Origin of the sequence: Streptomyces sp. NPDC046831 (assembly GCF_040645305.1) — a bacterium.
Classification (GTDB): domain Bacteria; phylum Actinomycetota; class Actinomycetes; order Streptomycetales; family Streptomycetaceae; genus Streptomyces.
Window position 1 is genome coordinate 1 of sequence record NZ_JBEYXZ010000042.1, and the last position, 23,029, is coordinate 23,029.

Below are 23,029 nucleotides of genomic sequence, written 5' to 3' on the forward strand. Positions count from 1 at the left end.
GTAGGTGTGCCGGAGGCTGATCTCGATCGGGACGCCCAGGGCCAGGAAGCTGCTGGTCGCCTGGCGGCGGCCGTCGCCGGTGACCTCCCGCTTCCGCCCGCTGCGGTTTCCGCCCCCGCGGCTGCCGGTCAGTCGCCCGGCCCGGCGCTGCCGACGCCGAGGACCACCCGCACCGGGTCGGTGGGCGACTCGTCGTCGGCCTCCAGCCGCAACTTCGCGAAGAAGACCCGGCCCCCTTCGACGAGGATGTCCGACTGTTCGACGTCGCCCAGCTCCCCGGCGTCGTCCGACGGGAGCCCGAAGAACAGGAACGGCGTCTGCCTGCCGGTGCGCGGATTCCAGCCGACCACCGCGGACGGCTCGACCTCCAGGTAGCTGCGCCGGAACACCAGCAGGTCGTCACCGTTCATCCGGACCGGGGTCAGCGGCTCACCGGGACGTCCGTCGAACTTGCGGCCGCTCTTGCCGGTCGCCAGGTCGAACGCGACGATCCAGTTCGCCGCCTGCGCCGGTTCGACGTTGTCCTCGCTCACCACGTAGACCTGCTTCGGCCCCACGACCATGCCCTCGCAGTGGTCGACCGAGCCGAAGAACCTCATGGTCCGCACCCCGCAGCGCGGGTCGTAGCCGCTCATGGAGACGGTGGCGAGACGCTTGCCGTCGTCGTCGAGGGTGATCAGGTCGGTCACGAGGCTGTCGCCCGCCGCGACGGCGAGCACCGGCGGGTCGGCCGAGGGCAGGAAGACGTCCTGGACGCCGTCGGCGAGCTTGTACGTCCACTCCGCCTTGCCGGTGCGCGGATCGAGCCTCTGGACCCGGTAGGTGGTGTCCGGCGCCTGGCCGCACTTCTCCAGGGCCAGCAGAGCGCGGCCGCCGGCGAAGCCGCTGTCCTCGCAGGCGGAGGCGGTCGTGCCGTTCCAGAGCTGCTTGCCGGTCTTCATCTCGTACGCCACCGAGCCCTGGCCCCAGGCGACGGCGACCACGCCCTTGGTCAGCGTCACGTTCGTGTTGGTGACGAGGGCCGCCTGCGCCGACGGCATCGTCGCCTGCCAGAGCTTCTTCCCGGTGTCGACGTCGAAGAAGACCACCTCGTCGCACACGCCCGACGCCTTGGCGCCGCCGGGGCGCGTGGGCTGTACGACGACGGCGGTGCGGCCGTCGGCGGTGATGTGCCTGGTGGTGGCGCACAAGTGGCCGTCCAGCTCGAGCGTCCAGGCCTTCTCGTCGCCCCTCGCCGCGGTCGTGAGGCCCACGATGTCGTGGCCGATGCCCTTGGCCACGACCTTGTCCGTGGCCCAGGTGCCCGGCGCGTACTGCGGCCGGCCCTTGACCGTGCCCTCGAGACCGTCCTCGCTGTAGTCGACCAGCAGCCGTCCCTCGGGCGAGCCGGGGACCGGGTCGGCCGACTCACGGACCTCGTCCGGCCGTTGGGCGGCGGCCGCCTTGCCGTCACCGGCCGGCCCGCCGTGGTCCCCCGCGGACCACAGGAGCAGGCCGCCGACGCACAGCGCGACGGCCAGGACGACGGCCAGGGCGCCGCCCAGCGCTCTGGTGCGCCGGCGTCGCGCGGCCTGGTCGGCCGCGACGGCGGACTGGGTGAAGGGGGAAGGGGGTGGGCCGAAGCTCACGTGCCGGGCACCTCTCGTTGCCGGGCCGGGGCAGCCGGCTGTCCGGGCGGATGCCTCAGCCGGCCGCCCCGCCGTCCTGACCGGCCGTTCGTCCAGTCGTCTCGTGCAGCCGTCGGTGCGGCCGTCTCAGCTGCTTGTTCCGGCGGGCCGTCCCGTGCGGGGCGTCTCCGCCGCACGGTCCGCCTCCGGTCCTCCCGGCCGCTCGTCGCGGCCGGCCCTCCGGTGCGGTCCGTCCGAGCCGCTCGCTGCGGCGGAAACGGCCGGTGCGGTTCGTCTCAGCCGCTCGCTCCGGCCGGCCGTGCGGGGAGCGGTCCGTCCCAGCCGCTCGTCACGGCCCGGGGCCGGACCGGCCCGGCCGCTCATCACGGCCGTCCGTCCGGTCCGGCCCAGCGGTCGTGCCGGCCGGTCCGTCCCAGCCGCTTGTCACGGCCCGCCGTCCGGTCCGGCCGCTCGCTGCGGCGGACCGGCCGGTGCGGCACGTCTCAGCTGGTCATCGACCGTACGGTCGCGTACACGTCGAAGACCGCCAGGGTCAGCGGGACCAGCGTGAGCAGGACGAAGCTCTCCGCGATCTCCAGGAAGCGGCCCCAGAAGGGGGTGACGCCGCGCTTGGGGGTGATCAGGCCGATCGCGGTGACCAGGGCGGCGGCCGCGCCGACGGCCGCCACCAGCCAGACGGTGCGGATGTCGAGGGCGGTGGTGTCGCCCTGCAGCGCGTCGCGGACGTAGCCGAGCGGCGGGTTCAGCGCCAGTCCGATGCCGAGGAAGACGAGGGCGGCCAGGCCCGCGGCCAGGGTGGCGGCGACCTGGGCGGTGTAGCGGAACAGGCCGGCCCGCATGAGCATCGCCACTCCGGTCGCGAGGGCCAGCAGCTGCGCCCACACGTTGCTGGAGAAGCCCAGCACGATCGACGCGCCCACCGAGACGAGCGCGCAGCCGCCGACGAGGCCGACGAGGAGTTCGTGGCCGCGGCGGGCCTGCGCGGCGACGCGCTCGGCGTCCACGGGCTCGTGCGCGCTCGGCTCGCCCTGGGCGTAGGAGCCGCGGGAGGGGCTGGGCGCGTCGAAGCCGATGGGCAGGCGCGCGAAACGCATGGACAGTCCGGGCAGGAAGGCGAGCGCGCCGACGGAGAGGGGGGCGCAGACGGCGGCCGTCTCGATGGGCCTGAGGTCGGTGAGGATCGCGACGAAGGTGGTGATCAGACCGATCGTGGAGGCGAGGACGAAGGCCACGAAGGGCCCGTCGCCGCCCGGCGAGACGAGGGTGAGCACCACGGAGACGACCAGGACCGCCGTGCAGGCGAGCAGGAACTGGAGTCGTCCGATGCCCTGCCCGTCGGTGAGCGGCAGCAGGCCGGAGCCCGCCACGGCGATGTTCGGCAGGCCGCCGAGGCCCAGGGCGACCGCGGAGCCCCGGTCGTCGTACACCCGCGCGCGGACGCACGCGATGGCGGTCAGGAGCACTCCGGTGACGGCCGCGAGGACGCCTTGGAGGCTGTGCATGTCGTGGCGGAGCTGGGAGCTCCACGCCACGAAGGCGAGCAGCGCGGGCAGCACGCCGCCGGCGACGAGGCCGGCCGCGCGGGTCAGGTCGCCGTTCCACAGGGCGCGGTCACGGGTGACGGCGGAGGCGACGGCCTCGGAGACGTCGTCGAAGACGGCGGGCGGCAGCGACTCGGCGAACGGGCGCAGCGTCAGCAGTTCCCCGTCGAGGATGCGCTGGGCCGCGAAGGAGCGGGCGCTGTCCAGGACGGTGCCGTCGCGGCGGACCAGGTGGTAGCCGACGGGAGCGCCCTCGGCGGGGCTCTGCTGCGAGAGCCGCAGGATCTCCGGGTAGAGGTCGGCGACGGGTACGTCGTCGGGGAGTGCCACGTCGATGCGGCTGTCGGGCGCCACGATGGTCACCCGGCAGAAACCGAAACCCGTGCCCGCCCCGGAAGGGGCTCCGGAGCCCGGTCCGGCGTTGTTGCCGGCCGGCGCGGAGGCCGTCATGCTCACCTGCTGTTCCCCCTCGTCGCTGGTGTGGCCGGTCGTGACGCCGCCGCGCACGCCCGGCCGTGAAGATGCTGTGTACGTTCCGGTGGGAGTCCGTGCCGCGTCTCCCCCACTGCCGGTCAACTGCGCCGTCCCGCACGTGAGGTGCGGCAGGCGCTCGCTGTGAACGTTGCGAATTGCCCTGCTTCGACCGGCGTATTCGCAAACGCTCACACGTCCCACGGGCACCCTACCGCCCGTCGGCGCCGGTGGTTGTCAGTAGGATCGCGGTTCGCGATCGGCGTCCGCCTGACACGGGGCGGCGGACAGAACACCTCGGTCGGCCAAGGGAATTGGTGTGCAGTGAGCCATATCGTCGTCAAGCGCCCGCCGCGGGCACTGCCGAAGGAAGTGCCCACGGACGAGGTCCTGCTCCAGCCCCCACCGGAACTCCCGCGCGGGCAGCAGGAGGGCGCGCTGATGCAGCTGCTGCCCATGCTCGGCATGGGCGGCTCGGTGGTGTTCTTCTTCAATCCCCAGGCCCAGCCGTTCATGAAGATCATGGGCATGGTGATGGTGGCCTCCACGATCGCCATGGGCATCTCCATGCTGGTCCGCTACCGCCGCGGCAACCAGGGGCAGATGGCCGACATCCGGCGCGACTACCTGCGCTACCTGTCGCAGACGCGGCGCGCCGCCATGGACACCGCGCGGGTCCAGCGCGACGCCCAGTACTACCTGCACCCTTCGCCTGAGCAACTGTGGGCGCTGGTCGCCGAGGGCAGCCGGGTGTGGGAGCGGCGCACCGGCGACGAGGACTTCGGGCAGGTGCGCGTGGGGCTCGGCCCGCAGGCCCTGGCCACTCCTCTGCTCCCGCCGGAGACCGCGCCGGTGGACCAGCTGGAGCCGCTGACCGCGGGCGCGATGCAGCGCTTCCTGGCCACCCACAGCACCCTCGAGGACCTGCCCATGGCGGTCTCGCTGCGGGCGTTCTACCACGTGACGGTCAGCGGCGAGCCCGCGACCGTGCGCGGCACCACCCGCGCCCTGGTCGGCTCGCTCGCCTCGCTGCACTCCCCCGAGGACCTGGTCGTCGCCGTCGCCGCGCACCGGGACGCCGCTGCCGAGTGGGAGTGGGCCAAGTGGCTGCCGCACAGCCAGGCGGCGGGCGTCGCGGACGGGGCGGGCAGCCGGCGGCTGATCACGGCCGACCCGGCGGAGCTGGAGGACCTGCTCGCCGCCCGGCTGCAGGGCCGGCCGCGCTTCCACCCCGGCGGGCCGCCCGTCCCCGAGCAGCCGCACCTGGTCGTCGTGCTCGACGGCGTGTCGCTGTCGCCCACGTCGCTGCTGGCCTCCCCCGAGGGCCTGCAGGGCGTGACGGTCCTGGAAGTCGTCCCGGGCGAGCTCACCGCCGGGCGCGGCGACCTGTCCGTCGTCGTGCACCCGAAGGAGCTCCGGCTGGAGTCCGCCCACGGCATGGTCTACGAGGGGACGCCGGACGTCCTGTCGTACGAGGCCGCGGAGGCGCTGGCCAGGCAGCTGGCGCCGCTGCGGGTGGCGTCCGGCGGGGACGACGACGAGCCGCTGCTGGCGAACCTGGAGTTCACGGACCTGCTGAACCTGGGCGACGCGGCCTCCGTCGACCCCAAGCGGACCTGGCGGCCACGTGCCCAGGCCGAGCGGCTGCGCGTGCCGATCGGCGTCGGCGAGGACGGCCGGCCCGTCATGCTCGACCTGAAGGAGGCGGCCCAGGAGGGCATGGGCCCGCACGGCCTGTGTGTCGGCGCGACCGGTTCCGGCAAGTCGGAGCTGCTGCGCACGCTGGTCCTCGGCCTGGCGGTGACCCACTCCTCCGAGACGCTCAACTTCGTCCTCGCCGACTTCAAGGGCGGCGCGACCTTCGCGGGCATGGCCCAGCTGCCGCACGTCGCCGCCGTCATCACCAACCTCGCGGACGACCTCACCCTCGTCGACCGCATGGGCGACTCCATCCGCGGCGAGCTCAACCGCCGCCAGGAGATGCTGCGCGACGCGGGCAACTACGCCAACATCCACGACTACGAGAAGGCGCGGGCGGCCGGCGCCCCGCTCCAGCCGATCCCCTCGCTCGTCCTGGTGATCGACGAGTTCAGCGAACTGCTCACGGCCAAGCCGGACTTCATCGAGATGTTCGTGCAGATCGGCCGCATCGGCCGGTCGCTGGGCGTGCACCTGCTGCTCGCCTCGCAGCGCCTGGAGGAGGGCCGGCTGCGCGGCCTGGAGACGTACCTGTCGTACCGGATCGGCCTGCGGACGTTCTCGGCGGCCGAGTCGCGTGCCGCGCTCGGCGTGCCCGACGCCTACGAGCTGCCGAACGTGCCGGGTTCCGGCTTCCTGAAGTTCGGCACCGACGAGATGGTGCGCTTCAAGGCGGCGTACGTCTCCGGCGTGTACCGGACGAGTTCCCAGCAGGCGGCGGCGCTCGGCGGGCCGCTCCCGGTGGACCGCCGGCCGGTGCTGTTCACGGCGGCCGAGGTGCCGGTGCACTACGTGCCCGTGCCGCAGCAGCGCCGGGAACCGGAGCGCGACGAGAAGGACGACGCGCTCGCCGACACCGTCCTGGACGTCATCGTGCGGCGGCTGGAGGCACAGGGGCCGGCGGCGCACCAGGTGTGGCTGCCGCCGCTGGACAGCCCGCCGTCGTTGGACTCGCTCCTGCCCGGCCTGGTGCCGGTGCCGGGCCGCGGCCTGACCCAGCCCGGCTACGAGGGCGCGGGCCGGCTCGTCATCCCCGTCGGCCTCGTGGACAAGCCCTACGAGCAGCGGCGTGACCCGCTCTGGGTGGACTTCGGCGGGGCCGCGGGTCACATGCAGATCCTCGGCGGTCCGCAGTCCGGCAAGTCGACGCTGGTGCGCTCGGTCATGGCGTCGTTCGCGCTCACCCACACCCCGCACGAGGTGCAGTTCTACGGGCTGGACTTCGGTGGCGGCGGCATGTCGGCGGTGGCCGGCCTGCCGCACGTGGGCGGGGTGGCCTCGCGCCTGGACCCGGAGAAGGTCCGGCGCACCGCGGCCGAGGTGTACGGCGTGATGACCCGGCGCGAGGAGTACTTCCGCAGCGCCGGCGTCTCCTCCATGGCGGAGTTCCGCACCCGTCGCGCGCGGGGCGACATCTCGGTCACCGACCAGCCGTGGGGCGACGTGTTCCTGGTGATCGACGGCTGGGGCAACTTCCGCTCCGACTACGAGGCGCTGGAACCCCTGGTCCTGGACATCGCCGCCCGCGGGCTCGGTTACGGCATCCACCTGATCCTCACCGCCTCGCGCTCCATGGAGGTCCGTTCGAACATGAAGGACCACCTGATGAACCGCCTGGAGCTGCGGCTCGGTGACCCCATGGACTCCGAGTTCGACCGGAAGGTCGCGGCCAACGTGCCCACGGGCGTGCCGGGTCGCGGCCAGACGCCGCAGAAGCAGCACTTCATGGCCGCGGTGCCGCGGATCGACGGCCTGTCCTCCGACACGGACCTGGCGGACGCCACGGCGGCCCTCACGGCCGAGGTGACGCGCCACTGGCAGCAGCCCGGCGCTCCGCAGGTGCGGCTGCTGCCGCGGGAGTTCCCGGCGGCCCAGCTGCCGCCCGGCGACCGCTTCCCGCAGCGCGGCATCGCCTTCGCCCTCGACGAGGACAACCTCGAGCCGGTGTTCGTGGACTTCGACCAGGACCCGTTCTTCCTCGTCTTCGGCGAGAGCGAGTCCGGCAAGTCGAACCTGCTGAAGCTGCTCATCAAGGGCCTCACCGAGCGCTACGACGGCAACAGCTGCAAGCTGTTCGTGGTCGACAACCGCCGCTCGCTGCTGGGGGTGACCCCGTCCTCCCACCTGGCGGAGTACATCCCCATGTCGAACCAGATGCAGCACCACATGGGCGCGCTGGCCGACCTGATGCAGCGCCGCACGCCCACCTCGGACGTCACCCCCGAGCAGCTGCGGGACCGCAGCTGGTGGCGCGGTCCCACGGTGTACGTGATCGTGGACGACTACGACCTCGTGTCCACCTCCAGCGGCAACCCGATGGCCGGACTCACCGACATGCTGCCCTTCGCCCGGGACGTCGGCGTGCGCTTCATCATCGCCCGCTCGACGGCGGGCGCGGGGCGCGCCGGCTACGAGGCCTTCATGCAGCGGATCAAGGAACTCGGCGCCCAGGGCGTGGTCCTCGCGGGCGACCCCGGCGAGGGGGACCTGCTCGGCGGCGTGCGGCCGCGGTCGATGCCGGCGGGCCGGGGCGTGTTCGTGTCCCGCAAGCAGGGCCGGCCGTTGGTGCAGGTCGGGTTGGTCGGCGACTGAGGACGGGCACGGCGCAGCGGCGCCGTGCCCGCCGGCCCGGCCGGCTGTGCGAGCGGCGGCCGGGGCCGCTCACCCGACCTGTTCGGACGTCGGCGGGGCGGCCGGCGCGCCGGCGTCCGTGGACGAGCGCACGACGCAGGCCTGCGGTCGGACGGTGGTCGCCGGACACGGCCGGGTCGTTTGCTCCGGCGACGTGAGGGCCGGCGTGAGGGCCCGGCGTGAGGGCCCGGCGTGCCCAACGGCGGCACCCCGTCCGGTCGGCCGCACGGAAGCGCCGGCGGTCTCGTGGTGGCGCCCCGTCGCCCGCCGACGGCGGAGCCTCGGGCCGTGCCCGGCACACGACAGCGGGGTGGGCGCCTCCCGCGCGCGCCCACCCCGGACAACCTCTGAACCGCCGTCTCTAGCGGAAGTAGCTGGCGGCCTGCTTGTCGCCCGCCATGTAGTCACCGCCGGCCATGTGGACGACGTGACCGATGCCCGTGAGGGCGGTGTGGATGTCGCTGGCTTCCTTGTCCCACTTCTGCAGCTTCTCGTTGAAGGTGCCCTGAGCCTCGCCCTCCCAGTACTGCAGGCTCTGCACGACCATCTGCTTGAGCTCCTGCAGGTCCTGCTCGAGGGCCTTCGCCTCGTTACCGATCTTGGTCGCCGTGGCGTCGAGGGCGTTGTAAGTGACGCTCAGCCCCTCGGAGTTGTTGCCCATGACCTGTCTACCTCGTCTCGCTCGTGTCTGTCTGATGGGTGCCGGCTGCCCGGCGGATCACCTGCGAAGCCGAAACGGTCTCAGTACGAGCTGAAGGGAGAGACCGTGGAGGCGCCGTCCTGCAGGCTGATCTTGTTCATCGCGGCCCGCACGTCGTCTTCCTTGGTGTCCTTGATCTCGCGCGTCTTCGTCATCGCCTCGATGACGTCGCCGAGGATCCTGCCGATGTTCTGCAGGGACTCGTTGATCTCGTACTGCTTCTTGTCGAACGCGGCGCGGCCGATGCCCTGCCACTGCCCCTCGAGGCTGTCGATGACCTGCTGCAGGCGGTGCACACGGGTCCGGATGTTCTCGTACTTCATGAACATGTCGTTCTGCAGCTTGCTTACTGCACCGTCTTCGAGCTTCTGCTTGTCAACCATGACCAGCCCGCCCTTTCCTTGTCGTTTCCTGGTCAGTTGCCTCGGCCCACCGCCGGTTCGGCGGTGAGCACGCTGTGTCGGTCCGTGGAGCCCGGCCGGGCGGGCTTCGCGGCACGCGGATGGTGCCGGGCGTCCGGCTCGGCGACCCGCGCCCTCACCTCGCCCGGCGCGCCCGCAGGACGGCGAAGCCTCCGCCGCCGATCACGAGGACGGCGGCGGCAGCACCCAGCGCGATCCAGAGCGTGCTGCTGTCGTTCGACGCTTCCGCGCTCGATCCTGCCGCAGATGTGCCGCCGGCCGAACCCTTCTGCGGAGCCTGTGACGAGCCTGATGCGGAAGAGGACGACGAGGACGGCTCGGACGACGACGCGCCCGCCCCGGCCGCGGACTTGGCCAGCAGGTCGCCCCCGTTCTCCTTCGCCAAGGGGTCGACGTTCGGCGGGCCCGCGTCGTAGCCGGAGTCCTCGAGGACCACACGGGGCCGGATGAACCCGTAGCCCGCGTACTTGCTCGGGTCGTCCTTCGACCACGTCCGGCCGGCCGTGTCGATCAGGGCGCGGGTGACCTGGTTCACCGTCCAGTCGGGGTGGGCGGACCAGATCAGCGCGGCGGCGGCCGAGGTGAGAGCGGCCGCGGCGCTGGTGCCCTTGCGGTCGCAGTAGGAGCGGAGGGATGCGTCGCACCATCCGGGAATGTCCTCACCCGGCGCTGCCAGGTCGACGTAACCACCGTAGGAGGCGAACTTCGACACCTGCAGCGACTCGTCCGACGACGAGACCCCGAGCACGTAGGGGTAGGACGCCGGATAGTCCTTGCCGTCCTTGTTCCCCGCCTCATTGCCGACGGCGGCAACCAGCAGCTTGCCCTTCGAGGCCGCGTACTTGATCGCCTCCTCCTCGTCGGGGTCGACGTACTCCGAGCCGAACGACATGTTGATGATCTTGGCATCGGTGTCCGCCGCTGCCCGGATGGCGTCTGCCGGCTCAGGCGTCTGCTTCTCCTCCGCCCCCTTCACGCCCTCGAGCCTGATGCGGTACGGGAGGATCTTGGCTTTCGGGGCCAGTCCTCGCACTCCACCGCCGGCTCCCGTGCCGACGATCAACTCGGCCATGCTCGTTCCATGGCCGTCGTAGTCGTCGGTGGCACGGTAGGCCGCCGCCTTGGAGACTTCGTGGGTCAGTACCTGCCCCTTCAGCGACGGGGTGTCCGGGTTGACGCCGGTGTCGATCAAGGCGACCTTGACCCCCTCACCGGCGCTGACCTTCCACATCCGCTCGGCCTGCATCGGTCCCAGGTACCACTGCTTGGACGGGGCGTCGTACGCGGCGACGCTCGGCGCGAACCCCACACCCACAGCGGCCAGGGCACCCACGACCGCGCTCACGGCACGAACCCGTCCTCCGCAGCGCCCTCGCAGGAGCGCAGCCCGCCGGGTACGTCCGCTGGTCCCTGGCCTCATGGCGTCGTAAGTCCTCACTCGCACTCAGTTGATGACCGGCGGCACGTCGCGCCGCGGTGGGTTGGGCAGGTGCGTCTCTTCGTCCTCGACCAGGTAGTCCGGACGCGACGCCCCCTCGCGGCCGCCGGTGTCACCGGGCTTGCCCTGACCGCCCGGTCCACGCACGAGTCCTGCTCCCCCACGCGTCATGCCGTTGCGTTCGGCCTGGGTGGCGGAGTTGCGCGCGCTCGGCGTACCGGTGACCGTCCCGGGTGCGGCCGCTGCGCCGCGCGCGGGATTGGCAACCGGAGCGGACCTGGCCGTGACATCGGATGCCCCGAAGACCCCACGCTGTCCGGGCCGGCCGGTCAGGGGGCGTGCGTTGGCCGTTCCCTCCGCTCCGATGACGGTTCCGCGTGGGATTCTCGGCCCGCCCTTGGCCGAAGTACCGGTCGTGGGAGCCGGCCGCCCCCCGACCACACCGTTGGCACCCCGCGCACCCGTGGCTCCACCGCCGTTGCCACGGCCGGCACCGGCGGTGGGGGCGCCGGTGGTACGGGGTGTTGTCGTGCGGCTGGTGCTCGGGGTGCCACCCGTGACGCCTCGGCCCATCTGGGACGACGACGTGGACCCGGAAGCCATGCCCTTGGCCACGGACTGACCGGTCGCCGTGGCGCGGCCCGTCTGCCCCAGAGGTCCCCGGGCGGCGGAGCGTCCCGAGCCCGAGTTGCCCAAGCCGGAAGTACCAGCGCGCCCTTGAGCGGAGGCAGGAGTGCGGACACCCCCGGCTGCACTCGGTGTGCGGCCGGGAACGCCTCGGGACACCGGAGGGCCGAACCCGCCCTCGAATCCACTGGGCAGGCCACCACCCGCGACCGGGGAGGCTGTGGCTGGTGCGGTGTGACCCGCCGCCGGTCCGGTCACGGGCGGGGGCAGCGTGCCGACGGTGTCGATGTTCGTACCCACGGGAACGTCAGGGCGCTCCACCCCGCCGATGACGTCCGGGGAGTGAGGCGGTGTGTCAGTCGTGGCGTGCACGCGGGCGGGGCCCGTCTGCTCGACCGTCGCGTGACGGGTCGTCCCGGCAGGCGCCGCCCGGCTCTCCCCGAGCGTCTCCGACGTCGCCTCTTCGGTCGCGAAGCGCCTGACCCCTGCGGGCTTCGGAACCCCTACATTCGGCATGGCCGTGAACTGCGGGGGCTGCGCGTTCAGACCGTGGAGCTGTTCCTTGGCCACCGCGTAGTACGAGGACAGCCGGTTCATCTGGTTGATGGCCTCCTGGCGGTCCTTCTCCACCCGGACGGCGTCGGCGTACTCCTCCTTGTCCGCGGTCTTCTCGGCCTCGGTGAACTTGTCCGGCCGCTTCCGGTCCGGCCGCGTGTCACGAGGCGGCATGGCGCTGCGCACGGACGCCAGGCCGACGGCGGCGGCGGTGATCTGGTCGCCCGCTCCGCCGGCGAAGTCGCTGAGCGCGTTCGTGGTCTTCACGAGCGAGCGGCCCCACTCGCGGAACGCGTCGCCCGACTCACCGACCCAGTGGACCTTCTCGATGTGGCCGTCGAGCTCCCTGGCCGCCGCGCTGATGGCGTCGCGCGCGTCCCACAGGGCCTTCCCGGAGGACTCGAGGTCTTCGGGCTTCGTCTGCTCGACCAGGTCGACCATCTTGTTGAGGTCGTAGTCGTCGAAGTCGGTGCGGCCGTGCATGGCCCTGCCGTAGGGCGTTGCTTCGACCATCGGGCGCAGGGCGCCGTAGACGAGGTTGTTGTAGAAACCGCCCTGCGGGTGCTCCTCGATCCCCCGCGCGAAATCGGTGAAGGAGTTCTGGCCGGAGACCCGCTCGTAGTCCGCCTTGTGCTGGTTGTCGCCCATGGTCACGCCTTCAGGCCGGTGCCGTCGCCGGTGTGCTCCACGCCCGTCGTGGGCTGGAGCGCCTTGATCCTCGTCTGGATCTCCCAGAACCGCCGGCGCTGTTCCTCTTCGAGGTTGTCGAAGCCCACGTGGGCGCCTTTGACGGCGATTCCGATCGCCTCGATCTGCAGGTGCAGGGTCTTGGACAGGGTGGTGAGCTTCTCGTGCACCGCGTCGTACTGCTCGTACAGGTCGTGCGCCTCTTGGAAGACGGCGTTCCCGCTGCTCAACGACGTGCGGCTGATCCTCTGGGCACTGACCCGCGTGGGGTTGCCGGCCGACGACTCGAGGTCGCGCAGGACGGCGTCCACCCGCTTCATGAACGTGGTCAGCGCCTCGCCGCTGGCCTCCAGGTTCGCTGCCCTGGCAGCCGACACGCCCCCCACCATGTCTGCCGGAAGCACGACGCTCCTCCCCGTATCCCCGTGATGCACATCCGCCGTGGCCGACGAACCGCTCGCCTACGATCGCAAAGCGAGCCGCTTCCCACAACGCCTTTACCACTGTAGTCAACCTGCCCATCGGGACCAACAAGGCTGTGTACTAAGCCTGTTACGGAACCATGCTCCGCGCCGCGCTTCTCCCGGTTTGCCGGTCCCTCGCGCACGCGCCGGCGAACACGCACCGCCGCCCGCCCCGGCGCGTCCACCCGCCATGGAGCGCGGCCGTCGCCCGCGTCGCCGGCGCCGTCGGCGATCTTCATCGAATTTCCACACGACCGGGTGACGGCCCAGGACGACACTGATGACGAGCGCGGTCACGGCACGGCTCCCGGGCGCCGGTCGAAGCGCCGAGGGGACTCGGCGCCACACAAACACCGCACACCGGACGCGACCTGTGAGCAGTGCCGGGTCCAGTTGCTAACTTGACCGGACACCGCAGCAACAACCTGGGGCACCTGCCGCAGCATGTGCATCGACGGCTGGGCGAACACGGGGAAGGGGTCCACCATGGCGTGGGAGGAATGGGAGACGCTCAAGGCTCAGGCCGCCGACCGACGATCGACTCACATGCGCCTCAATCAGCTGGAGCCGGGCGGTGGCGGCGGGGGCGGCGACCTGGTCGTGCATCAGGACGACCTCGGTGCGGTCGGGCACGAGGCGTACATCCTCTGGGAAGGGCTGCGGAAGGACGCCGACATCGCCGGTGCCGGAGCCGGCAAGGACGGAGCCGGCTCGACGATGCAGGCGGCGGCCAACCTGAAGTCGCACGGCTTCGACACCGGCGGCGCCCTGGAGACAACGGTCGACGTGTGGACGTCCCAGGTGAAGTCCGTCCTCCAGGCCTGCGCGCACATCTCCAACCACCTCGACTACAGCAAGAAGCTGCACGCGCAGGACGACGCCCAGATCGCGGCCGTCCTCAGCAACCCTGACGGCTCGACGGTGCCGGTGTCGAAGCTCAGCGAGTACTTCAAGTAGTGGGGGAAGCGTCAGTGGCTCTGAAGTTCACCGACCTCGTCGAAGTAGACCTCGGCAAGCTCGGCACCGCCGTATCGGACTGGAAGAAGACCGTCGACAGGCTGAACACGCTGGCGGAGAACGCGCGCAAGGGCATGCAGGCCAAGTCGGACACCGCTCGATGGGCCGGCGTCAACGCGACGGTCACGCGGGAGTTCATCGCCAAGACGGCGAAGGAGATATCCGATCTCCACACCGAGGCGAACAGCATCTTCCAGGTCCTCGACGACGGACACACGGAACTCGCCGCGCTGCAGCAGCAGCTGAAGACGGCCGTACACGACGACGCGGCTCGTCTCGGCCTCCGCGTCGAGGACGTCGGCGACGGAACGGTCCGTTGCTTCTTCCCCCACGTCCGCGGGGACAGCGACGAGCGCACACAGGAACAGCTCGACGCGAAGCAGGAGCTGGAAGGCCGGATCAACGGCATCCTCGCCCACGCCGCAGAGATCGACGCCTCGGTCGCCCGGGCGCTGGCGAAGAGTCACGGCAACGACCCGAACAACGCCGGTCACAGCGCCTACGGGTCCCTGAACGACGCAGAGGCCGAGCGCGCCCTGGAACTGGCCCGCAAGGGCGACGAGATGTCGGACGCCGAACTGCGCGAACTGAACCGCCTGCTGCGGTACAACTCGCGGGAGCAGGACGGTGAGTTCGCCACCAAGTTCTACGAGGGGCTCGGCGGCCCGGAGAAGGCGCTGGAGTTCTACGCCGAGATGTCCATCGACGGAACGGACGGCGACGCGACCAAGACCCGGCTCGACCAGGTGCGGGACCTGCAGAAGGTCATGGGGTACACGCTGGCCAACGCCACGGACCCCGACCACAGGCACCACCTGCCCGACAGCTGGGGCTCGACGTTCCGGCGACTCGGCACCCAGCCGATCGGCTGGGAACCCGGTCAGATGAACAAGCCGTACGGTTACCAGGTCCTCGGCGGTCTGCTGCGGTACGGCAACTACGACGCTCGCTTCCTCACGCCCATCGCGGAGCACATCACCCAGCTCCACAAGGAGGACCCGCACCGGTTCGTGTTGAACGCGCCGGCCGGCTCACCCGACATCTACGGCTTCAACCCGTCCGGCAAGCTCGGCACGGGCAACGATCCGCTCAACAGCGTCCTCGAAGCCCTGGGCCACAGTCCCGAGGCCGCGGAGAAGTTCTTCACCCAGGCGCCGACCGCGTACAACGAGGACGGCACGGTGAAGAAGGACGGCAAGGTCGGCTTCGACTCGTATCTCGATCTGTTCACCGACAAGGAGTTCGAGTGGACGATCGACACCAACGACAACAACGTGCTCATCGACGAGGACAAGACCAAGAAGGCCCTCGGCTTCGGCCCCGAGGCGCTCGGCCACGCCCTCGAAGCGGCCACGACGGGCCGGCCCTACGACAGCGACGCCACCGGCGACGCGATCAAGCACACCGAAGCACGTGCGCAGCTGGTGAGCCAGATCGTCGACAAGTTCGGCGAGCACCCGGAGCTCATCCGCCACAACGAGAACGGGGACCTGGACGGCATGGAGTCCGGCCCTCTCTACGCCATGCGAGGAAGCCTCGGGGACATTACCGCCGAGTACATGGGTGACTTCCAGCGAGCCATGTACAAGGAGGATCCGAGCAGCACCCTGTTCCCGACCTTCGGCGCCGCGGCCAATCTGGACACGGGCCATGCGGCCCGCTTCCTGGGCGTGGTGGGGCAGGACCCCGATGCCTACGCGGCGATCACCAGCGCTCAGCACGCCTACACGGCCGATGTGGTGCACCACGTCATCAATGGGGACAGCCAGTCGACCGCTTCGCTGGACGGACGGGTGGGCGCGGCCGTGACACCGGGCGCGACCATCGCCGGCATCATGAGCGACGCGAGGGCCGACGCGATCTTCGAGTACCACGTCGCCTCGGACAAGGAGTTCAACGAGGCCGCCGCCGACAAGCAGAAGTGGGTGAACCGCATCCTCGGCATGGGTATCGAGAAGGCCGGTGAGCGCGTCCCCATCGCGGGTGCTGCCCTCGAGTGGGCCTCGGAGGACATCCAGGAATCCATCATGAAGAGCATCGAGCGGGACACGATGACCGACGCCGAGCGCGAGGCGGGGAACGAGTACTCCCACGGTCGCGAGGCCGCGCTGGACTCCGCCGAGGCCGCCGTCGGTCATGCTCTGGTGAACAACCAGGACATCAACTACGACACGGCGGTGGATTTGAAGCGCGCGGCTCGCACGGCTGCCGGCCTGGGTCACGATGCGGGCGCCCAGTGGAACTCGGAGAGTGACGCGAATTGAAGGCCATGATCTACGCCTTGCGTGGCGCCTGTCTGGTGGTCGCCGCAGCCGCGGTGGCCGGCTGCTCGTCGGACGATCCCAAACGGGAGTTCGCGGCACCGGAGAGCCTGTGCGAGGTGTCGGTTCCGGCTGACGCGCTGTCCAGTCTCCTGCCTTCTTCAGGCAAGCGCGTCAGCGTGGCATCGGAATCGATGTCGGCTGACGGTGAGGGACTGTGCGAAGTAACCGTCGACGACGACACGGTCCTGATCCTCAGCAGGGAGCGCATCGACGTCGGCCAGTCCGCGGAGAGCATCCTGCGGAACAGGCTCTCGCTGCACGACCCGAAGTCCGCAGAGGACGGCTCCGTGGCCTACGCCGATCGGGGTGCGGTCTCACTGATCGAGTGCCGAGGCACGGGGGTGGAGGAGGAGGACATCAGCACCCTCATCAAGGTCCTCGAACCGGCGCGGAAGGACGAGTCGGCCATGAAGGACCTCATCGTCGGATACACCGACGCGCTGAGGGCGCAGAAGCCGTGCAGGCAGGGGTCCTGAGAGAGCGCTGGAGGGGCACGCCGACCGCCCGCCCCTCCACGGACGCTGCTCGCCAATTCCTGGGGACGACAACGGACCTCGAAGCTCTCATGCGCCACGCCGCGAGCCCAACAGCCGCTGACAGCCGTCCGACGGGCGCCCGGTGGAACTCGGAGAGTGACGCGAATTGAGCCGGAACGCGCGAGCGCTTCGCACCGTCCTCCTGCTGACCGTCCTGATGACGGGCGCGGTGGCGGGTTGCTCCTCACACGCGCCGAAACGGGGCTTCACGGTCCCCAAGGCGATGTGCGGGGTCTCCGTACCCTCCGACGCGCTCTCCCGCCTGCTGCCTGAATCGGGGAAGGACGTACAGGTCGAGAACGACCCGGATGACGCCGGAATGTGCGAAGTCACGGTGGACGGCGAGGTAGTCCTCTCCGCCGAGCGGGAACGCATCGATGCAGGCCGTTCGGCGTGGCGCATCATCTCCTACGACCACCGGATCGGACAGGCCAAATCCGGAGAAGGCGGCACCATCGCCTACGTGGACCGAGCTGCGGTGTCGGTCGTGCAGTGCCGTGCCGAAGGCACCGAGGACGAGGCCGTGAGCACCTACATCAGAGTCCTGAAGCCTGGCCGCAAGGACGAGTCGGCGATGAAGAGCCTGATCTCCGGATACACGGCCGCCCTCACGAAGCAGCAGCCGTGCGGCCAGGAGGCGTGAAAGGCGGATGCGGTCGACACGGAAGAATGAGACGTGACACTCACCCGTCCCCAAGATCCTGCTCGTCGCCGGAGCCGCCCTGGTGCTGGCGCTCGTCGCCGGGATGGCCTACGCCTTCGAACTGCCGCCGCTCGAGAAGAAGGGCGAGGTTCAGACGGCGAACGTAAGCGCTTCGCTCGGTGATGCGTCGCGCGCCGCAGCCGCGCTCAGTGACGTGCTGCCGGAGAACGGGCCGGACTGCCGGTAGGACGACCGCGAGGCGTGCCGACGGGTCTGCGCCGCCAGTCCGGCCGACTCGGCGAACGGCAGCGCCGGCACCGCCGTCAGACCGTGCCGCCCACGCGTCCGTGCCGCCGGCGTGCGTCCCGTATGGCCACCGCCGTGCCGCCGAGGCCCGCGACCAGGACCAGGCCGCCCACGACCACGTACGTCGCCAGGCGGGTGTTGCGTTCCTCGGGCGTTTCGCCGAAGTGCACGGGGGTCACCGACGGGGCCTCGGCCCGGGTGACGCCCTCCTGCGCGCGGGGGGTCTCCACGGGGTGGGCGGGGTCCACGTCGGTCAGGGCCTTGACCGGGTCGACGACGCCCCAGCCGACCAGGCGGTCGTGGTCGGCGACGGAGCGTTCCGCCGTCTGCTCGATCTGGGCGACGACCTGCTGGGCCGTCCACTTGGGGTACTTGGCCTTCAGCAGGGCCGCCACGCCGGCCACGTAGGGCGCGGAGAAGCTGGTTCCGTTGTCGGAGCAGTGGCCGCCGCCGGGGACCGTGGAGATCATGTCGACGCCGGGGGCGGCGACGCCCACGAAGTCGCCGGACTGGGAGAAGGAGGCGCGCTCGTTGTTGCGGTCGGAGGCCGCCACCGCGAGGACGCCCTCGTAGGAGGCCGGGTAGGTGACCTTGACGTTGCCGCCGAGGCCGTCGTTGCCCGCGGAGGCCACGACGACGACGCCCTGGCCGAGGGCGAAGTCGACGGCCTGCTTCAGGCGGACGTCCGGTGCGACGGCGTTGGCCGTGTCCTGGGAGATGTTGATGACGTCGGCTCCCGCGCCCACCGCGTCGCGGATCGCCTGGGCGAGCGTGGTCGCCGTGCCGTTGCCCTCCGCGTCGTTCTGCTTCATCGGCAGGATCGTGGCGTCCGGTGCCAGGCCGACGAAGCCGGTGCCCTTGGCGGGGCGGGCCGCGATGATGCCGGCCACGCGGGTGCCGTGGCCGACGGTGTCGGTGGTCCCCCGGGCGTTGCCGCGGTCGATCGGCTCGCCTTTGGCGTTCTTGGCGGGCAGGTAGTTCCTGCCCTTCGAGGCGTCGACCGCGGACCTCAGTTGCGGGTGCTTGACGTCGACTCCCGTGTCGATGACGGCCACTTGGACGCCCTTGCCGGTGGACTGCGCCCACAGCTGGTCGAGGTTGACCCGTTGCAGCGCCCAGGGGCGGCCCGCGTACGGCTTCGACGGGAAGGTGCACTGGCCGTCGTCGGCCCACGCCGCGGGCGCGGGCAGGGCGAGCACCGACGTCGCCGCCGTGAGGGCGGTCGCGGCCGCGAGGGCCGCCGCCCGGGTGACGGCCGCCGATCGCCGCCGCCTCGTGTCTGCTGCTGTCAGCATGGGTTCGCTCCCCTCCCCCGCGGCCGTCAGGAGCCCTGGGGCTGGCGGGCCGCCGACTCCGACAGGCGCGGGCCGGTCGGCAGGAACGTCGACCACTCCGCGGGCACGGGGGCCGGTGTGACCCGTTCGTAGCCGAGCCGGGTCTGGGCGATCTTCGCCTCGTCCAGTTCTTCCTTGCGCTTCTTGCCGGACGTTCCGATGCCCTTGTCGTCGGTGGCGCTGTCGCTGTTGGACTGCAGCGCGTAGCGCAGGCCCGTGTCGGTGACCAGGAACACCGGGCCGGCGCCGGTCTCCGTGCCCTTGAACTGCCGGAAGAGCAGGCCGGAGCCGGCGGTGACGTAGGCGCTGGAGGAGCCGGTGGGAAGCTGCGCGGGGAAGTCGCTGCCCACCCAGGTGGACAGGGTCTTCCTCCCGTCGGCGCCGACCGAGCGCAGGACGTTGCAGACGGTGTTGCGGCCGGAGGTGGTGCTGGCGCCGTCGTTCACCGTCTTCGGCCGGTACTCGGGCCAGTCCTGGTCCGCCGCGAAGGTGGTGCTGTCGACGACCGCGCCCGGGCTGACCTGCTGCGCCTCACCGGCCTGGCCGACGGCCACCAGGTCCCGGCTGTTGAGCAGCAGGGTGGCGGTGAACTCGGAGATGCGGGCGACGCGGCCGGGCTGGACGACGTAGTACTGCATACGCCGGCCGTCGTAGGCCTTGATGACCATGCCGACCTTGTCGTAGCGGTCGTACTGCGCCAGGCCGTCGAAGGCGCCCGCCTTCGCCCCGGGTGTGCCCTCGACGGCCGGGATGGCCACCGGATCACCCTTCTCCAGGGTGTCGAGCCATTCCTGGGAAACCCGCTGCGGGGCGCGGCCCTGGGTGTCGAGGGCCTTGAGGAGTTCCTTGTCGGCCGGGTCGGCCAGCGGGTAGCCGTGGCCGCGCGCGTCCACGACGTACTGCGCCTTGCCGTCGGGGCCCACGACGTACATCAGCTCGCCGCCGGACAGCCTGTTGCGGCCCTCGGCCTTCGCGTAGTCCTTCTTCGCGAAGACGAACGCGGCCTTCTGGATGGCCCGGCCGCCGTCGCCGGGGCGCTCGCAGACCGCCCAGCGCTTCGGGGTCTCGGCCTCGTCGGGGGTGGGCAGGCGGTCGGGGGCGTAGGGGATGCCGATCGTGGCGCCGTGCGGGGGTTTGCCGCTGTCGAGGACCTTCTCGTCGACGGTGATGACGCTGTTCTTGTCCGGGGGCAGGAGGAGTTTGGCGGAGGCCATGTTCAGGACCGGGTGGAGCTGGGTCTGCTTGCCCGTCTTCAGCACGACGTAGCGCGTCGTCGAGTCGCTCGCGACGATGACGTGCGCCTCCGGCTTGTCCCAGCCCTTGGGGGCGGTCGGGCTGAACAGGCCGATCCCGCCGAACACCGCGAGGACGACGACACCGACGACGACGCCGGGCAGTACGGCGCCCAGGGGCTTCGGGGCGCCCTCCTCCGAGCCCGACGGAGAGGGCCGCAGGAAGGACGCCAGCATGCGGCGCTTCGCGAAGGTGTAGGCGTTGAGTTCGTCCCGCCGTGATGCCATCTGTGTCCGCTCTCTCCCCGTGCAGAGCTGTGAAGGGGTGGTGGAGACCCGGTGCGCCCCGTGCCCGCCCCCGGCTGCCGTCGGTGCCCCGACTGTCGGCACCGGCCCCTACTATGCCTGTTGTGGGACACCGCCCGCGGCACGGGTAGGGTGCTGGGACCCTCAAGAGCCCTGAACGGAACGGGAGTCGGCGCGCCGAGCGCCCGTTCCGCGCGGAGTTCCAGGGGCCGTGCCGGTGAGTTTTCGGGAGAGTTCGGGGGGTTTGCAGTGGTGGCTTCCGCAGCACGGGCCCGGTCGCGATCGCAATCGAGGTCACGATCGGGTGACGGGGGACCGGGTTCGCGCGACTCCCGTGGTGCCGCCCCGTCCGGCGCCCCTGCCGCGGGCCCGCTGACGCCGCATCCCACGTCGCGTTCGGGCCGTGCGGGCTCGTTCGTGCTGCAGCGGATCGTGCTGCTGGAGCTCGCCGCCGCCCTCCTGGTGTGCGGGTGGGCGGTCGGGCCGTTCGCGCTCGTGCCGGCCGCCGTGGTCGCCGCGGTGCTGGTGGCGCTGGTCTTCGTCCGCCGCCGGGGACGTTCCCTGCCGGAGTGGCTGGGCACGCTGCTGGCGCTGCGCGCCCGTCAGAAGCGGGCCGCGAGCACTCCGGTGCCGCCGGGCACCGAGTCCGGTTTCGCGCCCGCCGTGGAGTGCGACCCCAGCCTGCGGACGTACTCCTACGGCGGCCGGGACCGGCGGCCGGTCGGCATGGTGGGGGACGGGACGTTCGTCAGCGCCGTCGTCCAGGTGGAGGCCGACGTGACCGCGCTGCGGGCCGAGCGGGGGCGGCAGCCGCTCCCGGTCGGGCTGGTCCGGGACGCGCTGGAGGTGGACGGGATCCGGCTGGAGTCGGCCCAGATCGTGCTGCACACGCAGCCCGCGCCGGCCCTGCACCTGCCGCAGCACTCCGTGGCGGTCACCAACTACGCCCCGCTGCAGGCCCAGACGGGCGCGCCGGCGGTCCGGATCACGTGGATCGCGCTGAAGCTCGACCCCGAGCTGTGCCAGGAGGCGGTGGCCGCGCGCGGCGGGGGCCTCGTGGGCGCGCAGAAGTGCCTGGCGCGGGTCGCGGACCATCTCGCCAGCCGGCTGACGGGAGCGGGGTTCCGTCCGACGATCCTCAACGAGGAGGAGCTGACCGCCGCGATCGCCACGTCGGCGTGCGCCAACCCGCTGGTGACGGCGGAGGCCGGGCGCGGCGAGACGCGGGAGCGGCGGACGGAGGAGTCCGGCCGCAGCTGGCGCTGCGACAACCGCAGACACACCACGTACTGGATCCGCCGGTGGCCCCAACTGGGCGGCGCCGGGCCGTCGTTGCCGCAGCTCGTGGCCGCGCTCACCGCGGTGCCCGCGCTCGCCACGACCTTCAGCCTGACGCTCGCGCGGGGGGAGCGGCGGGAGATGACGCTGTGCGGTCACGTCCGGGTGACCGGACGCAGTGACGACGAACTGGTCGCGGCCCGGCGCGCGGTCGAGGACGCCGCCCGGCAGGCCGGTGCGGGTCTCGCCCGACTGGACCGGGAGCAGGTGCCCGGCATGCTCGCCACGCTGCCCCTCGGAGGTGCCCGGTGACCGCCACGACCACGCAGACCCCCGGTTTCCCGGGTGCGGCCGCGCCGTCCTCCCCCACCGGACGGATGCGTGAACGGCTCCGCACCGGCTTGGGGTTGATCGGTCCGCGGCACGGGCGGCACGCGCTGACGGCGGAGCAGGTGGACGCGCTCGCCCTGCCCATCGGGGACGACGGCGTCGTCGTCGGCGTCGACGCCGAGGGGCAGCCGGCCGTGCTGGGGCTCAACCGGCCCACTCCGTACGACGTCGTCCTCATCGGCGGCCTGTGGACCGCCCAGGTCCTCGCCCTGCGGGCGGCGGCGACGGGTGCTCGGGTCGCGGTGGAGACGGGCCGGCCGCAGTCCTGGATGCAGATGGTGCACGCCATGGGCGGCGGTCAGAACGGCCTGGCGGTGTACGAGGTCGGCCGGGTGCCCCCGCAGGGCGCTTCGGCCGGTACGCCGGTCCTGGTGGTGCGGGACTGCGGTATGCGGCCCCCGCGCGGCCGGGTGGTCTCCGGGCCGTGGCAGGCGGTGGTGACGCTGCTGCCCTACCTCAGCCCGGTCGCGCCGCGGCTCGTACGGCAGGCCCGGCTGATCGGCGTGCAGCGCATCTCCCCCGACGAGGCGGCGGAGCTGGGGCGGACCATGGCGCTGCCGCGGGCGGACATCGACTCCCTTCCCACGCTCGCCGACGGCGTCACGCTCTGGTGCGCCGACCGGGACCGGCAGTACGTGATGACCCAGCCCACCGACGCCGAGATCGGATTGTTGGGAACGCCGCGCCGCATGGACTGAGCGGGGACCGAACGGGCCGTCCGCCGACCGGTGTTGGCGCTTGTGGGCGATTCGTCCTCTGCTTCGGTGCGCTGGGCGGCCGGCGTCTGATCGGTTTTCGGTC

17 protein-coding genes are annotated in these 23,029 nt (G+C 71.5%); 8 read left to right on the plus strand and 9 right to left on the minus strand.

What is annotated here, in order from left to right; all coding sequences use genetic code 11:
• Window positions 1-128 precede the first annotated feature (128 nt).
• The gene (locus tag ABZ920_RS27020) at window positions 129-1,628 is read right to left on the minus strand and encodes a PQQ-binding-like beta-propeller repeat protein (RefSeq protein ID WP_361510177.1); all 1,500 of its coding nucleotides are present in this window, start codon (window positions 1,626-1,628) and stop codon (window positions 129-131) included.
• A gap of 482 nt (window positions 1,629-2,110) precedes the next feature.
• Complete coding sequence (eccD, locus tag ABZ920_RS27025; protein ID WP_361510284.1) at window positions 2,111-3,619, minus strand: type VII secretion integral membrane protein EccD; 1,509 nt, start codon at window positions 3,617-3,619, stop codon at window positions 2,111-2,113.
• A 345-nt stretch (window positions 3,620-3,964) separates the two neighbouring features.
• On the opposite strand from eccD, the gene eccCa reads away from it, so the two are divergent.
• Complete coding sequence (gene eccCa, locus ABZ920_RS27030) at window positions 3,965-7,930, plus strand: type VII secretion protein EccCa (protein ID WP_361510180.1); 3,966 nt, start codon at window positions 3,965-3,967, stop codon at window positions 7,928-7,930.
• 400 nt (window positions 7,931-8,330) lie between these two features.
• Here the strand turns inward: eccCa and ABZ920_RS27035 are convergent, their stop codons facing one another.
• The 5 genes from ABZ920_RS27035 to ABZ920_RS27055 all read right to left on the minus strand — a co-directional run bounded on the left by ABZ920_RS27035 (window position 8,331) and on the right by ABZ920_RS27055 (window position 12,802).
• Window positions 8,331-8,630, minus strand: coding sequence for a WXG100 family type VII secretion target (locus ABZ920_RS27035; protein WP_361510183.1), 300 nt, complete (start codon window positions 8,628-8,630; stop codon window positions 8,331-8,333).
• A gap of 80 nt (window positions 8,631-8,710) precedes the next feature.
• Window positions 8,711-9,052 carry a WXG100 family type VII secretion target gene (locus ABZ920_RS27040; protein WP_361510186.1) on the minus strand — a complete coding sequence of 114 codons (342 nt, stop codon included), beginning with the start codon at window positions 9,050-9,052 and terminating at the stop codon, window positions 8,711-8,713.
• A gap of 154 nt (window positions 9,053-9,206) precedes the next feature.
• Window positions 9,207-10,436: a S8 family serine peptidase gene (locus ABZ920_RS27045; RefSeq protein WP_361510189.1), complete on the minus strand. Its 1,230-nt coding sequence runs from the start codon at window positions 10,434-10,436 to the stop codon at window positions 9,207-9,209.
• Window positions 10,437-10,535: 99 nt separating this feature from the next.
• Window positions 10,536-12,359 (minus strand): hypothetical protein, encoded by a 1,824-nt coding sequence (locus ABZ920_RS27050; protein WP_361510192.1) that lies wholly within the window; start codon window positions 12,357-12,359, stop codon window positions 10,536-10,538.
• Between the two features lie 2 nt (window positions 12,360-12,361).
• On the minus strand, window positions 12,362-12,802 hold the full coding sequence (locus tag ABZ920_RS27055; protein ID WP_361510195.1) for a hypothetical protein: 441 nt from the start codon (window positions 12,800-12,802) through the stop codon (window positions 12,362-12,364).
• A 546-nt stretch (window positions 12,803-13,348) separates the two neighbouring features.
• Between ABZ920_RS27055 and ABZ920_RS27060 the strand changes: the two genes are divergently transcribed.
• The 5 genes from ABZ920_RS27060 (at window position 13,349) to ABZ920_RS27080 (ending at window position 17,629) form a co-directional block, all read left to right on the plus strand.
• A complete protein-coding gene (locus tag ABZ920_RS27060; protein ID WP_361510197.1) occupies window positions 13,349-13,819 on the plus strand; it encodes a hypothetical protein in 471 nt (156 codons plus the stop codon).
• A 14-nt stretch (window positions 13,820-13,833) separates the two neighbouring features.
• A complete protein-coding gene (locus ABZ920_RS27065) occupies window positions 13,834-16,143 on the plus strand; it encodes a DUF6571 family protein (RefSeq protein ID WP_361510200.1) in 2,310 nt (769 codons plus the stop codon).
• 5 nt (window positions 16,144-16,148) lie between these two features.
• Window positions 16,149-16,679, plus strand: coding sequence for a hypothetical protein (locus tag ABZ920_RS27070; RefSeq protein ID WP_361510203.1), 531 nt, complete (start codon window positions 16,149-16,151; stop codon window positions 16,677-16,679).
• Window positions 16,680-16,845: 166 nt separating this feature from the next.
• Window positions 16,846-17,382 (plus strand): hypothetical protein, encoded by a 537-nt coding sequence (locus tag ABZ920_RS27075; protein ID WP_361510206.1) that lies wholly within the window; start codon window positions 16,846-16,848, stop codon window positions 17,380-17,382.
• 82 nt (window positions 17,383-17,464) lie between these two features.
• Complete coding sequence (locus tag ABZ920_RS27080; protein WP_361510209.1) at window positions 17,465-17,629, plus strand: hypothetical protein; 165 nt, start codon at window positions 17,465-17,467, stop codon at window positions 17,627-17,629.
• Window positions 17,630-17,705: 76 nt separating this feature from the next.
• Here the strand turns inward: ABZ920_RS27080 and mycP are convergent, their stop codons facing one another.
• Window positions 17,706-18,983 (minus strand): type VII secretion-associated serine protease mycosin, encoded by a 1,278-nt coding sequence (gene mycP / locus ABZ920_RS27085; RefSeq protein WP_361510212.1) that lies wholly within the window; start codon window positions 18,981-18,983, stop codon window positions 17,706-17,708.
• 26 nt (window positions 18,984-19,009) lie between these two features.
• Window positions 19,010-20,542 (minus strand): type VII secretion protein EccB, encoded by a 1,533-nt coding sequence (eccB, locus tag ABZ920_RS27090; RefSeq protein ID WP_361510215.1) that lies wholly within the window; start codon window positions 20,540-20,542, stop codon window positions 19,010-19,012.
• Between the two features lie 270 nt (window positions 20,543-20,812).
• Here eccB and eccE point away from each other — a divergent pair, with 270 nt between their 5' ends.
• Window positions 20,813-22,150 carry a type VII secretion protein EccE gene (eccE, locus tag ABZ920_RS27095; RefSeq protein WP_361510218.1) on the plus strand — a complete coding sequence of 446 codons (1,338 nt, stop codon included), beginning with the start codon at window positions 20,813-20,815 and terminating at the stop codon, window positions 22,148-22,150.
• A gap of 65 nt (window positions 22,151-22,215) precedes the next feature.
• On the plus strand, window positions 22,216-22,926 hold the full coding sequence (locus tag ABZ920_RS27100; protein WP_361510287.1) for a hypothetical protein: 711 nt from the start codon (window positions 22,216-22,218) through the stop codon (window positions 22,924-22,926).
• Window positions 22,927-23,029: the final 103 nt, after the last annotated feature.

Excerpts from the sequence above, each read along its gene's own strand:
- eccD (WP_361510284.1), bottom strand. The coding sequence starts at position 3,619 with ATGACGGCCTCCGCGCCGGCCGGCAACAACGCCGGACCGGGCTCCGGA.
- ABZ920_RS27035 (WP_361510183.1), bottom strand. The coding sequence starts at position 8,630 with ATGGGCAACAACTCCGAGGGGCTGAGCGTCACTTACAACGCCCTCGAC.
- ABZ920_RS27040 (WP_361510186.1), bottom strand. The coding sequence starts at position 9,052 with ATGGTTGACAAGCAGAAGCTCGAAGACGGTGCAGTAAGCAAGCTGCAG.
- ABZ920_RS27050 (WP_361510192.1), bottom strand. The coding sequence starts at position 12,359 with ATGGGCGACAACCAGCACAAGGCGGACTACGAGCGGGTCTCCGGCCAG.
- ABZ920_RS27060 (WP_361510197.1), top strand. The coding sequence starts at position 13,349 with ATGGCGTGGGAGGAATGGGAGACGCTCAAGGCTCAGGCCGCCGACCGA.
- ABZ920_RS27070 (WP_361510203.1), top strand. The coding sequence starts at position 16,149 with ATGATCTACGCCTTGCGTGGCGCCTGTCTGGTGGTCGCCGCAGCCGCG.
- mycP (WP_361510212.1), bottom strand. The coding sequence starts at position 18,983 with ATGCTGACAGCAGCAGACACGAGGCGGCGGCGATCGGCGGCCGTCACC.
- eccB (WP_361510215.1), bottom strand. The coding sequence starts at position 20,542 with ATGGCATCACGGCGGGACGAACTCAACGCCTACACCTTCGCGAAGCGC.
- ABZ920_RS27100 (WP_361510287.1), top strand. The coding sequence starts at position 22,216 with ATGCGTGAACGGCTCCGCACCGGCTTGGGGTTGATCGGTCCGCGGCAC.